This window comes from Hungatella effluvii, assembly GCF_003201875.1.
Classification (GTDB): domain Bacteria; phylum Bacillota; class Clostridia; order Lachnospirales; family Lachnospiraceae; genus Hungatella; species Hungatella effluvii.
This window is the reverse complement of the sequence record NZ_QJKD01000003.1, coordinates 451,476-464,115: the sequence shown is the minus strand read 5'-3', so window position 1 is coordinate 464,115 and position 12,640 is coordinate 451,476. Positions and strand designations below refer to the sequence as shown.

At 48.1% G+C, this 12,640-nt stretch carries 13 protein-coding genes; all 13 read left to right on the top strand.

Annotated elements, in window-relative coordinates; all coding sequences use genetic code 11:
• The first annotated feature begins 1 nt into the window (after position 1).
• Positions 2 to 889, top strand: coding sequence for a carbohydrate ABC transporter permease (locus DFR60_RS07995; RefSeq protein ID WP_110322419.1), 888 nt, complete (start codon positions 2 to 4; stop codon positions 887 to 889).
• Between the two features lie 12 nt (positions 890 to 901).
• Complete coding sequence (locus DFR60_RS07990) at positions 902 to 1,732, top strand: carbohydrate ABC transporter permease (RefSeq protein ID WP_002602755.1); 831 nt, start codon at positions 902 to 904, stop codon at positions 1,730 to 1,732.
• A 15-nt stretch (positions 1,733 to 1,747) separates the two neighbouring features.
• A complete protein-coding gene (locus tag DFR60_RS07985; RefSeq protein ID WP_110322418.1) occupies positions 1,748 to 3,832 on the top strand; it encodes a glycoside hydrolase family 36 protein in 2,085 nt (694 codons plus the stop codon).
• Positions 3,833 to 3,940: 108 nt separating this feature from the next.
• Positions 3,941 to 5,203 carry an MFS transporter gene (locus tag DFR60_RS07980; RefSeq protein ID WP_110322417.1) on the top strand — a complete coding sequence of 421 codons (1,263 nt, stop codon included), beginning with the start codon at positions 3,941 to 3,943 and terminating at the stop codon, positions 5,201 to 5,203.
• A gap of 333 nt (positions 5,204 to 5,536) precedes the next feature.
• Positions 5,537 to 7,147, top strand: a complete 1,611-nt coding sequence (locus tag DFR60_RS07975; protein WP_110322416.1) for a mannitol dehydrogenase family protein — start codon at positions 5,537 to 5,539, stop codon at positions 7,145 to 7,147.
• A 420-nt stretch (positions 7,148 to 7,567) separates the two neighbouring features.
• A complete protein-coding gene (locus DFR60_RS07970) occupies positions 7,568 to 8,038 on the top strand; it encodes a flavodoxin (protein ID WP_002602782.1) in 471 nt (156 codons plus the stop codon).
• A gap of 12 nt (positions 8,039 to 8,050) precedes the next feature.
• Complete coding sequence (locus DFR60_RS07965) at positions 8,051 to 8,956, top strand: DUF362 domain-containing protein (RefSeq protein ID WP_110322415.1); 906 nt, start codon at positions 8,051 to 8,053, stop codon at positions 8,954 to 8,956.
• Positions 8,957 to 8,974: 18 nt separating this feature from the next.
• Positions 8,975 to 9,355 (top strand): MerR family transcriptional regulator, encoded by a 381-nt coding sequence (locus DFR60_RS07960; protein WP_110322414.1) that lies wholly within the window; start codon positions 8,975 to 8,977, stop codon positions 9,353 to 9,355.
• A gap of 161 nt (positions 9,356 to 9,516) precedes the next feature.
• The gene (hcp, locus tag DFR60_RS07955) at positions 9,517 to 11,178 is read left to right on the top strand and encodes a hydroxylamine reductase (RefSeq protein ID WP_110322413.1); all 1,662 of its coding nucleotides are present in this window, start codon (positions 9,517 to 9,519) and stop codon (positions 11,176 to 11,178) included.
• 189 nt (positions 11,179 to 11,367) lie between these two features.
• On the top strand, positions 11,368 to 11,613 hold the full coding sequence (locus DFR60_RS07950; RefSeq protein ID WP_432764104.1) for an ABC transporter permease family protein: 246 nt from the start codon (positions 11,368 to 11,370) through the stop codon (positions 11,611 to 11,613).
• Between the two features lie 13 nt (positions 11,614 to 11,626).
• Positions 11,627 to 11,851 (top strand): hypothetical protein, encoded by a 225-nt coding sequence (locus DFR60_RS30305; protein ID WP_167437525.1) that lies wholly within the window; start codon positions 11,627 to 11,629, stop codon positions 11,849 to 11,851.
• On the top strand, positions 11,776 to 11,994 hold the full coding sequence (locus DFR60_RS31400) for a heparinase II/III family protein (protein WP_110322412.1): 219 nt from the start codon (positions 11,776 to 11,778) through the stop codon (positions 11,992 to 11,994). The genes DFR60_RS30305 and DFR60_RS31400 overlap by 76 nt, the downstream gene beginning before the upstream one ends.
• Before the next feature lie 255 nt (positions 11,995 to 12,249).
• Entirely contained in the window at positions 12,250 to 12,612 is a 363-nt protein-coding gene (locus DFR60_RS07940; RefSeq protein ID WP_110322411.1) for a response regulator, read from the top strand.
• Positions 12,613 to 12,640: the final 28 nt, after the last annotated feature.

The following is a 12,640-nucleotide window of genomic DNA, read 5'->3' as shown; positions in this document are numbered from 1 at the left end:
TATGAACAAACAAAAATATAAAAAGTATCTGTGGGGCTACTTCTTTGTTGCGCCGACAATCATAGGACTGCTGATTCTCAATATCTATCCGATCTTCAAAACACTTCTGCTGAGCTTTTCGACCAGCACAGGCTTTGAAGAGTATGTGTTCAGCGGCCTGAATAATTTCACACGGGTCCTAAAGGACCGGGAGGTCTGGATCGGACTTAGAAATACGCTTATTTTCTCCGCTGTTTCCGTACCGGGCGGTATCTTTATCAGCCTGCTTCTGGCATGGCTCATGAGCAGGGAGATCAGGGGAAGAAGCGTTTACCGTGTTATTTATTTTACGCCCATGGTGGCTGCGCCTGCGGCCGTCACCATGGTATGGGCATGGCTTTACAACTCGGAATTCGGCTTTTTAAATTATGTGATCAAGAGTCTGGGCGGCGCGACACATTCCTGGCTGCACGATCCAAAATACGCGCTGATGTCGGTGATTATCATCGCCATATGGGGCGGTCTGGGGCAGCAGATTATCATACTGGTCGTGGCCATCACCAATGTGCCGAGAGTCTACTATGAGGCGGCGGAGATCGACGGGGCGGGCGGCTTTGTGAAGCTGTTTAAGATTACCGTCCCGCTCATTTCTCCCAGTGTATTCTTCCTGACGATAACGGGCTTTATCGGCTCTCTGACGCAGTTTGACTTGATTTATATGCTTTATAATGCAAATACGTCAAAGGCCATGGACTCGGTCCGTACAATCATGTACCAGTATTACAGGCAGGCGTTTGTCGTACAGGATAAGCCGTATGCCTCGGCAATTTCAATTGTCGCACTGTGTCTGATTCTGATTTTCACCGGACTTCAGTTTGTGGCGCAGAAGAAAATGGTCCATTATGAATAGGAGGGGAGTAAAGTGGAAGCAAACAACAGTAAAAAACACGTGGTAACCCATCTCCTTCTGATTCTGGGCAGTATTGTGATGCTGTTTCCGTTCCTGTGGATGATTTTATCTTCCTTCAAAACGGTCGGTGAGCAGATGTCCATTCCCATGAAGATTCTTCCCGGGAGCTTCGGATATCTGGAAAATTATAAGCAGGCACTGGAGGCAGTTCCGTTTCTGCGCCTGTATCTGAATACGATTCTGATGATTTTGGGGCGCGTGATCTGCGCGGTCATATTTTCCAGTATGGCCGGATATGGATTTGCCAGGATGGAATTTCCGTTTAAGAGGCTGCTGTTCACACTGGTACTCATGCAGATGATGGTACCGGGACAGATTTTTATTGTACCTCAGTATATGATGTTATCGAAGATCAAGCTGTTAAATACGGTATTTGCACTGATATTCCCGGCACTGGTCAGCGCGTTTGGCACGTTCCTTCTGCGCCAGCAGTATATGGCGCTGCCGAAGGAGCTGGAGGAGGCTGCCGTGATTGACGGGTGTAATCCGTGGCAGGTGTTTACTAAGATCATGGTGCCGGTGACCCGGTCCAGCCTGGCTTCGCTGGCGATTTTTACCGCCCTGTTTGCATGGAAGGACTTAATGTGGCCGCTCATCGCCAACAATGATTTAAACCGGATGCCTCTGGCGCCCGGACTGACCGTCCTGCAGGGAATCTGCAACAACAATAAGGGCGCACTGATGGCTGGCAGCGTGATCGCCACGGTTCCCATGCTGCTGTTATATATTGCGTGCCAGAAACAGTTTATTGAAGGAATTGCGCAGACCGGTATTAAAGGGTAAAGGAGAAAATTGGACATGAACATTGCTGAAAATGGAATTTACTTAAATCTGGGGTTGAAAAAGGGAGAAGCGGTCAGGCTGCTGCATTTTTCCTCTCATCCTCAGGAGATGGAGATCGGAGATGACGACGTCTCTGTGTACACTCTGGCGGAGCTTCAGGCCAGCGGTTTCAATCAGAATGACCACCATGGTCTGAAGCACACAGGCAGCAGTCCGTCCCTGCTCATGACGTATGAGTACTACCGGGATTACCGGAATGATTACGGAAGAAAACTGGAAGTAATTCAGAAATACAAAGGACTGGAGCTGATTACGCATATCCAGTTCTACGACGGAATAGCTGCAGTCAATTTTGTCAATGAGGTCGTAAACCATTCTGAGGAGGAGTATGCGCTGGAGTATGTATCTTCGTTTGCCTTAACCGGGCTTACGGAACAGGCGGAAGGGGCCAGAGATAAAACCGGAATTCTCTATATTCCGCACAATACCTGGTTTGGCGAGGCTCAGTGGAAAAAGTACACCTTAAATGAGCTGGGATATGATGCGGTAAATTCCTTTTCCATGAAACGGATCGCTGTCTCCAATACGGGAAGCTGGGCGTGTGTGGAACATCTGCCCATGGGCTGCTACTATAATACAGAGCTGGATCAGTCCGTGATGTGGCAGATCGAGACGAGCGGATCGTGGCACTGGGAGGTCAGCGATATCCGCGGAACTCTTTATGTCCAGGCAGGGGGACCGACTTACCAGGAAAATGGATTTTTAAAGCTTTTAAAACCGGATGAGCACTTTTTCTCAGTACCGTGTACGGTATCGGCGGCAGAGGGAGAATTTCAGAAGGCAGTCGCAGAGCTGACGAAGTACAGGCGCAGAATCCGCAGGAAAAATGAGGACAACGAGAAGCTGCCGGTCATCTTTAACGATTATATGAACTGTCTGATGGGTGATCCGACCACAGAGGTCTTAAAGCCGCTGATCGATTCGGCCGCGGAATCGGGCTGCGAGTATTTCTGTGTGGACTGCGGCTGGTATTCCGACGGACACTGGTGGGATGGAGTCGGAGAGTGGCTGCCCAGCGACAGGCGTTTTCCAGGAGGAATCGAGGAAGTGATCCGTTATATCCGGGATAAAGGTATGGTTCCGGGACTCTGGCTGGAGCTGGAGGTGATGGGGATCAACTGTCCTATGGCCTCCAGAGTCAGCAGGGACTGGTTCTTCCAGAGAAACGGCAGGCCCATCATTGACCACTGCAGGTATCAGCTGGACTTCAGAAATAAAGAGGTACGGGACTATGCCACCGGAGTCATCAAACGGCTGGTAGAGGAATACGGCGTTGGCTATATCAAGATGGATTACAATATTGATACCGGCGTAGGAACCGATTACCATGCGGATTCAGCGGGGGAGGGACTGCTTTCTCATACCAGGGCGTATTTGGGATGGCTGGATGAGATTTTCGAGGCGTATCCCGACCTGATTATTGAAAACTGCAGCAGCGGCGGTATGAGAATGGAGTATTCCATGTTGGCACGCCAGAGCATCCAGTCTGTAACCGACCAGACGGATTACATCAAAATGGCGGCGATTGCGGCAAACTGTGCGACGGCATGCGCGCCGGAGCAGGCGGCAATCTGGTCCTATCCGCTGGTGGAAGGAACCGAGGAGGAGACGATCTTTAACATGGTAAATGCCATGCTGTTCCGCATTCACCAGAGCGGTTATTTAGGGCAGATCGGGGAGCAGCGCATGCAGTATGTGCGGGAGGGAATCGCCTGCTATAAAAAGATCCGGAAAGATATCCGGGAAGGAATTCCCTGCTGGCCGACCGGTCTTGCCTCCATGTCTGACGAATACATAAGCTATGGCCTGACAAATGGCGGAAAACAGTATCTGGCAGTTTGGAGAACCGGGGGTGAAGGGGAGAAATCATTTGAGATCCCCCTGAAAGGAAAATCCGGTGCGGCAGCCGAAGTCTCCTGTATCTATCCGGAAAAGAAGGAGACCTCATTTACCGTCAATGGAAACTGTTTAACGGTCAGCCTGGCTCCAAAAAGCGCACGCCTGTTTTTGATTGCCACGGAAACTCGTGATGGTGAATAAAGTCAGTACAGCGTTACGTAAGTGCAGTACTGGTGCCGCCCGGCGTATTTACGCCGGGAGGCAATAGTAAGTGGTCAATAACCGGAAAGGTTAAGTGAGGTTGAAGATGTGACTGAACAGACGGTAAATAGGAAAAGCGGTATCAAATGGAAAGTAAAGTGCATGCTCGGGGGAACGATGCTCAGCCATAATTACTATCTGTTTTTGCTGGTACATACGCTTTTCCTGGTATTTACGAGGATACCTGCTATTTTTATCAATACCCTTTTGATGAACCAGACCGGAGATGTAAACTCCACCCTGTTTTATAATGGAGCGATCTTCGCGGCATGTGCGCTGACGATGTCTGTCTCAGCGCAGATCATGCACAAGACGGGATGCCGTGTGACGGCCACTGTCGGAATCATTGGTTATAATATCCTTTATCTCTGCTATATCCTGTTTCAGCCTTATGTGGGAACCTGCTATATGCTTTTCGGGCTGTTTAATGGAATGGCAGATGGCTTTTATTATATCAGCTATGGTCATATGATTCTGGATTATACGGATGTCACCAACCGCGACAGCGGAATGGGAATCATCAGCACGCTGAGCGCGGGAGTGAACTTAACCGTACCGTTTCTGGCAGGCAGCATTCTGTCTGCAATCGGCGGCGTGAAGGGGTATGTGGCAATCTTTATACTGGCTTTTGCCATTGCATTTCTTGCTATGGCCGCTGTATTTAAACTGCCGGGGGAGGTAAAAAAGGAAAAGAGAAATGTGCGGTATGGGGCATTTATCCGGCTGATGGGAGAGAATCGTCAGATTCTCTATGGACTGCTGGGGGAGACTGTTAAGGGGGTCAGGGAAGGAACCTTTATGTTCATTCTGAACATTATTCTGTATCAGCTCATTAAGAGCGAGTTCCTGATCGGGTGTAATTCTCTTCTGACGGGGCTTGTGTCGATCCTGTCCTTCTGGTTTATGAGCCATACCTTCCGGCCGGATAACCGGCGCAGGTTTATGCTTCTGGCTGTTACCGGGCTGACTGGAATTACGATGATCTGCTACTGTTTTTTGAATCCGGTTGTGGTGATTCTGTTTGCGGCGGTGAATGCATTTCTGGCCGGTATGATTGAAATATCCTGCTATACCACCTTTTTCGATGTCTCACAGAGTGTGAAGGAGATCGAAGATTTTTCACCGGAGCTTCTGGCGTTTCACGAGATATTCGTGGTGACCGGGCGGTGTATCGGCCTTGGAGCATTCGCGTTTATCAATACGGTGTCGGGGGCAGCCTTAAAAGCCCAGATATTCAGTCTGCTGCTGTTGACGCTGGCGCAGTTTGGAACGGTGTTTATGTGCAGGACAGCGGTAAGGGCGGCGGGATAAAGAGAAAGAAGAATTTTCGTAACAATGGATTGATTTATTTGAGCGAAAAAGGACAGATCGGTGTTTGGATGAGTGGCATTCAAATACAGTCGGTCCTTTTTGGTATGGAGTAAAACCTTTGTTTGAGTGTGTGGCTGAACTGTTACTGTGTGGCCGATAAATACGATCATGAATTGAATAATAACAGCGTTTATGATACACTTGATTTATGCAGCGGTGTTCATTTTAGAGTAATTGGACGAGTAGATCGAGTATGTATTTGCAGATGCTTTTTGTTTCGGAGGGTAAAATGGCAGCGGGGATAGTGATCATTTTTTACAAAAGGAGCCGTATATGAAACTTACTTTAGAAGGAATAAAAGACAAACAAGTATGGAGTCAGGCAGGAATCGAACTGCCATCCTATGATTTGGAAGAACTGGCGCAGCGGACAAAAGAAGCGCCAGTCTGGGTTCATTTTGGTATTGGGAATATTTTTCGTATTTTTATTGGCAGCATTGCGGATCGTCTGATCACAGACGGATTGATGGACCGGGGGATCGTCTGTGCGGAGACATTTGACTATGAAACCATCGACCGGATCTATAAGCCCTACGACAATCTTTCCCTGTCGGTGATCTTAAATAACGACGGAACGACAGAAAAAAGGGTATTCGGCTGTTTCACGGAAGCACTGAAGGGGCTGCCTGACGGGACGAATGACAGGCAGCGCTTAAGAGAGATCTTTGCCAATCCGAGTCTGCAGATGGTTTCCTTTACGATCACGGAAAAGGGATATGCGCTGCGCGGTGCGGACGGACAGTATTACCGCTTTATTCAGGACGATATTGACTATGGTCCGGACCGGGCAGCAGGGGCTGTTGCGATCATAGCCGCCATGCTCCTTGAGCGGTATCGGGCAGGAGCGAAGCCGCTGGCGCTTGTTTCCATGGATAACTGCTCCCATAATGGGGAGAAGCTTCGCAGCGCAGTGCTGGAAATCGGCCGGGAATGGATAAAGAAGGGATTTGTCGATGAGGAATTTTTAAGCTATATCAGTGACGAGGAGAAGATTGCATTTCCATGGTCCATGATAGATAAGATCACGCCGAGGCCGAGTGAAGCGGTGAGAGCGATGCTTCAGGACGCCGGAGTGGAGGACATGGATATTGTAGTTACCGATAAGCAGACGTACATAGCACCTTTTGTAAATGCGGAAGAACCGCAGTATCTGGTGGTGGAGGACCATTTCCCCAATGGACGTCCGGCTCTCGAGAAGGCCGGAGTCTATATGACTAGCCGCGAAACTGTGAACAAGGCGGAGCGGATGAAGGTTACGGTCTGCTTAAACCCGATCCATACCGCTCTGGCACCGTACGGGTGTATGCTGGGCTTTAAGCTCTTTTCGGATCAGATGAGTGATCCGGAGCTGGTTAAGCTGGCTGAAAAGGTGGGGCTGCAGGAAGGCATGGAGTTTGTAGAGGATCCCGGTATTATTTCACCGAAAGCGTTTATTGACGAGTGCATCAATGTGCGTTTTTCTAATCCGTATCTTGGGGATACACCGCAGCGTATCGCAGTGGATACTTCACAGATGGTTGGAATCCGTTTTGGGGAAAATATTAAGGCCTGCGTTCACAAATACGGCGACGCGGAAAAGCTGAAAGGGATTCAGCTGGCCATAGCTGGCTGGCTTCGGTATCTGCTTGCTGTCGATGACGACGGCAAACCGTTTGAGCTTTCCCCGGATCCCATGATTCCCGAGCTGCAGGAGCAGATGGCCGGAATCGCATGGGGAGATCCGGACAGCTTAAAGGATCAGCTCCGGCCAATTCTGGGCAACGCGAATATTTTCGGTATCGACCTGTATGAAGCGGGAATCGGAGACGATATTGTAGAGATGGTGCGGGAAGAGATCGCGGGTAAGGGGGCGGTCAGAGGGGTGTTGAGAAAGTATTTGAAATAAGAGTACTGTTTGCAGCAATTTAACAAAATCAACGAGAATTCTCCCGGCCTCTATAGGTGGGAGATGAATCGCAAAAACAAACTTAGCGGCAGTGGCGGGCAGATATTCCCCACTGACATGAGGTCAAAACAATCCGGACAACCGGATAAAATGGCAGTATAGCTATTATGTCATTCTGGGTTTTGTATACTGAACTCAGAATGTGTATTGAAATAATGTATGTGCGGTAAGGTGTTTTGTTATTGTGAAGTGAGGAGGCAGTCAGATTAATTCTGGCTGCCTTTTTGATCTTTTGGGGATTTGAGGTAACTGCTTATTTGATTTACAAAAAGCTGCAAAAGGGAAAAGCTGCAAAAAACCTCTTGACTTAGAGTTAACTCCAGGTAGTACAGTGGTAATACAAAAAGGAAGGAGAACACGATGAAAGCAGTCATTATCTATTATTCCTACAGTGGAAATACGAAAAAAATTGCGGAAATGGTACAGCGCGAGACGGGATTTAGGGCGGCGGAGCTGAGGACCGTGGTGCCCTATTCAGAGAACTACGATGTGGTGGTGGATCAGGGGCAGGACGAAGTGAAACGGGGATTTATGCCGGAGATCCTGCCGCTGGAAGTGAATCCTGAGGAGTATGACACCGTATTTTTGGGAATGCCGGTATGGTGGTATACGTATGCCCCGGCGGTAAAGACATTTTTGGCACAGTATAAGCTGGCCGGAAAGACGATTCTGCCATTTGCCACAAACGGCGGCTGGATTGGCCATACCGCGAAGGACATAAAAGGTGCCTGTCCGGATTCTGAGATTGGGGAGATTTTAAATGTCCGTTTCGACGGCGCGCGGCTTGTAACTCCGGAAAAAAGGATTTTGGAATGGATAAAGAAAGTGTGAGAGGTGCAGCAGATGAAAATAGTAATGAATCAGGTACACAGCACCAAGAAAGAGACGGGTACCGTATACATGACAAAGGATATCAGCCCGGAAGGCCTGATGCGCGCTTACCGGGCATTAGGCATGAAGGCAGCGGGAAAAACGGCGGTGAAGATTTCCAGCGGAGAGCCGGGAGGCCATCATTTCCTGTCATTCAAGCTGATAGAGCCGCTGGTAAAAGAGGTAAACGGCACGATTGTGGAATGCAACACGGCATACGGCGGAAGAAGGGCCGATACCAAATCCCATTGTAAAGTAATGGAGGAGCATGGCTTTTCAACCATCGCGCCTTATGATATTATGGATGCAGATGGTTCCATCGCTATTCCGGTGGCGGGCGGTGTTCATTTAAAAGAGGACATGGTGGGCTCGCATCTGGCAAACTATAATTTTATCGTAAATCTGGCTCATTTTAAGGGGCATGCCATGGGCGGCTTCGGCGGTGTGCTTAAAAATATGTCCATTGGTATTGCATCAGCTATGGGGAAGAGTCTGATTCACAGTGCGGGAAAGGAAACGACCGGGTTTGGAATCGACACACCTCAGGATGATTTCCTGGAGTCCATGGCGGAAGCGGCCAAGGCGGTGGCCGATTACAGGAACGGTTCCATCCTCTATATCAATGTGATGAACCATCTCTCGGTGGACTGCGACTGTGATTCCCACCCGGCTCCGCCGGAAATGAACGATATCGGAATCTTTGCTTCCTTAGACCCGGTGGCCTTAGACCAGGCCTGCGTGGATCAGGTCTATGATGCTCCCGACGGATCGGCACTCATCGAGCGAATCGAGTCACGCCACGGAATCCATACCGTGGAGCACGCGGAAGCAATCGGAGTCGGAACGAGGAACTATGTTTTGTATACACTGGATGAGTGAAACAGAAGGAGAGATAAAATGACCATAGCAGAGGTAAGCAAAAAATATGATATCACTGCGGATACACTGCGCTATTACGAGCGGATTGGTCTGATTCCGCCCGTTCCGCGGACGAAAAGCGGAATTCGTAATTATGACGACGCTTCTTGCGGATGGATTGAGCTAATGATCTGTATGAGGAAGGCCGGAGTTCAGATTGAGGCGCTGATCGAGTATGTAGCCCTGTTTCGCCAGGGAGACTTAACGATTGATGCCAGGAAGAATCTTCTGGTTGAACAGAGAGAACAGCTGGTTGAGCGGATGAACGCCATGCAGGTCTCATTAGACCGGTTGAACGCCAAGATCGACCGCTACGAAAAGGGGCTTATGGTGACGGAGAAAAGGCTGCAGGAGCTGTGAAGTTTCATTTCAATTTCATAAATTAAAAAAATAAAAAAGGCCGCAGTCCGTTGCAATTGCAACATACTGCGGCCGCTTTTTATGATAAGCTGATTACGAATTCAAGAGAAGCTGATTGTAGATATTAAAAAGCAGGAAATATAGAATGGAGGAAGTACAATATGGAGAACAAGATGTTTTGCTATCAGTGCCAGGAGACGGCGGGATGCGCCGGATGTACAAAATCAGGTGTCTGCGGAAAGGGGCCCCGTACGGCCGCTTTACAGGATATGCTGGTGTGGGTGACGAAAGGGCTTTCAGAAGTGGCGGTACGCATGCGGGAGGAGAATCAGAACGTTCCGGATGAGGTAAACAGCCAGGTGGTGGAAAACCTCTTTATCACGATTACCAATGGTAATTTTGACGATGAGGCGATAATCCGGAAGATAAAAGAAACGCTGGAAATGAAAAGAGAGTTTGCAAAAAGCCTGTCAGGAACGGAACCCATGTCTCCAGCAGCTCTCTGGGATGACGCGGAGCATATGGAAGAGAAGGCGAAAAGCGTCGGTGTGTTATCCACGGATGATGAAGATATCCGCAGTCTCAGGGAACTGATTACCTATGGACTTAAGGGAATGGCAGCCTACTTAAAGCATGCCGCGGCTCTGGAGGCAAAGGCGGAAAACAGGAACATGGCAGACGGCAAAAGAGACACGGCGGCATTTTTAGAGAAGGCGCTGGCGGCGACTCTGAATCCGGCGCTGACCGCGGAGGAACTGACAGCGCTCGCCCTTGAGACCGGAGAGTACGGAGTGACAGCCATGGCGCTTCTCGATGAGGCAAATACCTCCTCATATGGCCATCCGGAGATTACGGAGGTCAGCATCGGGGTCAGAAAGAATCCGGGAATTCTCGTATCCGGCCATGATTTATACGATCTGGAACAGCTTCTGGAGCAGACGGACGGAACCGGCATCGATGTTTACACTCATTCAGAAATGCTTCCGGCCCACTATTATCCGGCTTTTAAGAAATACTCTCATTTTGTGGGGAATTACGGAAATGCATGGTGGAAACAGAAGGAAGAGTTTGAGGCGTTCGGCGGGCCGATTCTGCTGACAACCAACTGCCTGGTTCCGCCGAGAGACAGCTATAAGGAACGGCTCTACACGACCGGAGCGGTTGGATATCCGGGATGCAGGCACATAGAAGCGGGCGAAGATGGAAAGAAAGATTTCTCGCAGATTATCAATCAGGCGAAACAATGTCCGTCGCCGGTGGAACTGGAAACAGGCAGTATTGTCGGCGGATTCGCCCATAATCAGGTTCTTGCTCTGGCAGAGCCGATTGTAGAAGCCGTGAAAAGCGGAGCCATTAAAAAATTCGTTGTGATGGCAGGATGCGACGGCCGGGCGCCATCGAGAAATTATTATACGGATTTTGCCAAAGCGCTTCCAAAGGACGCGGTCATTTTAACCGCCGGATGTGCGAAGTATAAGTATAACAAGCTGAATCTTGGCGATATCGGAGGAATTCCCCGCGTTTTGGATGCCGGACAGTGCAACGACAGCTACTCACTGGCCGTGATCGCTCTGAAGTTAAAGGAGGTATTCGACCTGGAGGATATCAACGACCTGCCAATCATCTACAACATCGCATGGTATGAGCAGAAGGCGGTTATCGTTCTGCTGGCCCTGCTTTCCCTCGGCGTGAAGAATATCCACCTGGGACCGACGCTGCCGGCCTTCTTATCGCCGAATGTGGCGAAGGTTCTGGTTCAGCAGTTCGGAATTGCCGGAATTGGTACGGTGGAAGACGATATGAAGTTGTTTTTTGAATCATAAGCATGAAAGTGAACCATACAGAGAAAAAGCCAGGGACATCAAATACCTGGCTTTTTTTCAATCTGACGTGTCAGGGTGTGTTTGAAAATGCATTACTCCCATATGCATGCTCTAGAACAACCGATTTCGGAATTTCCTGCGGTATACAGCCGGCGTCAGATCGGTATACGCCTTAAACTGCCGGTAAAAATGGACCTCACGATTTTTATGTTTGTCGCAACCTGGAACGATTACCTGGGACCGACGATTTATTTAAAGAGCGAGTCGAAAAAAACAATCCAGATTGGGCTTCAGCGTTTAATCGGGCAGTATTCCAGCGAATATGGACTGATTATGGCGGGGACCGTCATATCCCTGATTCCGGTACTGATGATGTTCCTGCTGCTGCAAAAATACTTTGTGGAAGGAATCGCAACCTCGTGTGTTAAGGGATAGAAGTAGATACACGATGAAAAAAGAAGAATTTTTCCGGACTTATTACTGCCCGGCTTCCATGGAAACGGCAGAGCTTGCCAGGAAGCTGAATCAAGAGGAGGCGGAGTACGTACTTCGGACCGCCGATGCGGTAAGGAGGCACATTTTCCTCTTCGATATGGAATGGGATATGGTCCGGATTTTACATGGCAGTTCAACCGGCATCGTTTTCTCATCTGCCTGGGCCAGGCGTACTTAATGACAGGGAATGAAATGTATGCGGCGTGTATGCTGGACCTGGTGCAGCAGTTTATACGGAGCCAGAGTGATGTACAGGAAAAAAGGCAGACTACCTGGAGGCTTTCTAAAACTACTGTTAAAATAAGAGGGGATATGAGATGATTATTTCAAATAAAGATTTGTGCACTCAGATAAGGAGATTTATTATTTGTACATTTACCAATAATAAATGATTTTAGAGATTGTGAGGGCTAAGGTTAGTGCGAAAGGTGGGAAGAAAGGAATGAAGATAGCTCTATGTGATGATTGTAGAGATGATATAATGCAATTGGAAAAACTCATTAAAAAAAGCAAATATTGTCCCGAAAACCAATACTTTTTGAGTATTTAAGTGGTGAAGAACTGTTAAACAACTATATGGATTTTGATCTAATTATTTTGGATATGTGTATCGGTGAGGGATTAAATGGGGTTGAGACAGCCAGAAATATACGCAAACGAGATGCAAAAGTAATTATTATGTTTTATTCTGATTATGAATCAAAGGCTAATAAAATATCTTCGGTACGGCCATCTAATTATATACTTAAAAAATATTCAAATGAAGAAATATTACAAAATCTAGATAGCTGCTTTGGATTTATTATACTAAGTAATGATAGTTTTTATAGAGTGAATAGAAGACAGTTAAAAGCGGAAGAAGTATCAGTTATGGTTTTTCTCCCGTTTTTTTATGTGCTAAAGGCAATTTTGGATCTGATATTAAAATGTAAAATATAAAAAGTCCATGGTAAATTCATGATGAAAA

What these genes read in the sequence shown, in the direction of transcription:
- DFR60_RS07940 (WP_110322411.1), top strand. Translation starts at nt 12,250, where the DNA reads ATGGATTTTGATCTAATTATTTTGGATATGTGTATCGGTGAGGGATTA.
- DFR60_RS07970 (WP_002602782.1), top strand. Translation starts at nt 7,568, where the DNA reads ATGAAAGCAGTCATTATCTATTATTCCTACAGTGGAAATACGAAAAAA.
- DFR60_RS07975 (WP_110322416.1), top strand. Translation starts at nt 5,537, where the DNA reads ATGAAACTTACTTTAGAAGGAATAAAAGACAAACAAGTATGGAGTCAG.
- DFR60_RS07985 (WP_110322418.1), top strand. Translation starts at nt 1,748, where the DNA reads ATGAACATTGCTGAAAATGGAATTTACTTAAATCTGGGGTTGAAAAAG.
- hcp (WP_110322413.1), top strand. Translation starts at nt 9,517, where the DNA reads ATGGAGAACAAGATGTTTTGCTATCAGTGCCAGGAGACGGCGGGATGC.
- DFR60_RS07960 (WP_110322414.1), top strand. Translation starts at nt 8,975, where the DNA reads ATGACCATAGCAGAGGTAAGCAAAAAATATGATATCACTGCGGATACA.
- DFR60_RS07950 (WP_432764104.1), top strand. Translation starts at nt 11,368, where the DNA reads ATGGACCTCACGATTTTTATGTTTGTCGCAACCTGGAACGATTACCTG.
- DFR60_RS07995 (WP_110322419.1), top strand. Translation starts at nt 2, where the DNA reads ATGAACAAACAAAAATATAAAAAGTATCTGTGGGGCTACTTCTTTGTT.
- DFR60_RS07965 (WP_110322415.1), top strand. Translation starts at nt 8,051, where the DNA reads ATGAAAATAGTAATGAATCAGGTACACAGCACCAAGAAAGAGACGGGT.
- DFR60_RS30305 (WP_167437525.1), top strand. Translation starts at nt 11,627, where the DNA reads ATGAAAAAAGAAGAATTTTTCCGGACTTATTACTGCCCGGCTTCCATG.
- DFR60_RS31400 (WP_110322412.1), top strand. Translation starts at nt 11,776, where the DNA reads ATGGGATATGGTCCGGATTTTACATGGCAGTTCAACCGGCATCGTTTT.